Here is a 1,368-nt window from a genome sequence, read left to right on the forward strand (position 1 = left end):
ATTGGTAAGCATAAAGATGATCGATGTTAAGTGATCGTAAATCTGTCAATTTATGATTGATTTGGTTAAATTTAATTGTATATTGTTCCATATTTATACACTCCTTGTATATTTAAAGGACGTGTACGCAAAAAATGAGACAGGCTACTCCTGTCTCATTCACATTACACTTTCAAACACTTAAAGAATTATTACGATGTTTTAGTATTTGAAAGCGTTTATTATTCCTATCGAAGGATAAAAAATGACATAAGTCATCCTATGAGTGTGTGTATTGCGGACAAGCCTTTTTGAATTAATTTAGTTTTGTATTCAAAAAGGTTTATTTGAGTCTCATAGAAGCTGTCATTTTAATCCTCCTTCATCGATAAAATAGTAATGTTAATATAACATTTTATTGGTTTTTTTACAATATATCTCTAAGTACAAAGATCATATAATAAAAGTATAAAATTACAATTTGAGATTGATTATACATCTTGTTAATTTAGAGTGTACTTATAAAATGCAGCACTTCATTTAATTTATATTTATGTATCTCAACATGTATTTAAATAATTTATTTTTTTATGATACATTAAGTTTGGATTTAAAATATATCTAAATAATTAAAAAGGAGATAATTGTATGGATGTTTTAACAGTAGAACATTTAACAAAAAAGATAGGTAATAAGACTATTCTCAAAGATATTTCTTTAAATTTAAAACGAGGACAGATTGTCGGTCTTGTTGGAGCAAATGGGGCAGGAAAAACATCTTTGATGAAAGTTATATTAGGCTACTCGATTTATCAAGAAGGTAACTTTGAAGTTATTGAAAATAAGCATAAAAAAAGTAACGTTGGTGCATTGATCGAAAATCCAGGAGTATATCCCTTTATGTCAGGCTATGACAATCTTAAACTACTAAATGAAACTAAAAATACTCAAGATATTGATACAATTGTCTCTCAACTTAAAATGGATGAGTATATACATAATAAAGCCAAAACATATTCCTTGGGTATGAAACAAAAATTAGGTATTGCAATAGCTTTCTTAAATCAACCCCAATTAATTATTTTAGATGAACCTATGAATGGGTTAGATCCTAGGGCTGTAAGAGATGTTAGAGAACTCATTGTAAAAAAAGCGGAAGAGGGCGTTACCTTTTTAATTTCTAGCCATATATTAAGTGAGTTAGTAAAAATCACCAATTCTATCCTTATCATTAACAAAGGTAAAATTGTTACTGAAACTACCGAAGAAGAATTAAACCAATATAAAGATAACGATTTAGAAAATGTATTATTAAGTATCATTGATAAGGAGGATCAATCGTAAAATGGGCACTTTAATTAAGCAAGAATGTTTTAAATTGTTTAAAAA

1 protein-coding gene is annotated in these 1,368 nt (G+C 27.5%); it reads left to right on the forward strand.

Translation table 11 applies throughout. The annotated features are described in order from the left end of the window. Positions 1 to 627 precede the first annotated feature (627 nt). Complete coding sequence (locus tag IEZ21_RS49275) at positions 628 to 1,323, forward strand: ABC transporter ATP-binding protein (protein WP_002447409.1); 696 nt, start codon at positions 628 to 630, stop codon at positions 1,321 to 1,323. The last annotated feature ends 45 nt before the right edge of the window (positions 1,324 to 1,368 follow it).

Origin of the sequence: Streptomyces flaveus, from assembly GCF_014647675.1 — a bacterium.
Taxonomy (GTDB): domain Bacteria; phylum Actinomycetota; class Actinomycetes; order Streptomycetales; family Streptomycetaceae; genus Streptomyces; species Streptomyces flaveus.

What these genes read in the sequence shown, in the direction of transcription:
- IEZ21_RS49275 (WP_002447409.1), top strand. Translation starts at nt 628, where the DNA reads ATGGATGTTTTAACAGTAGAACATTTAACAAAAAAGATAGGTAATAAG.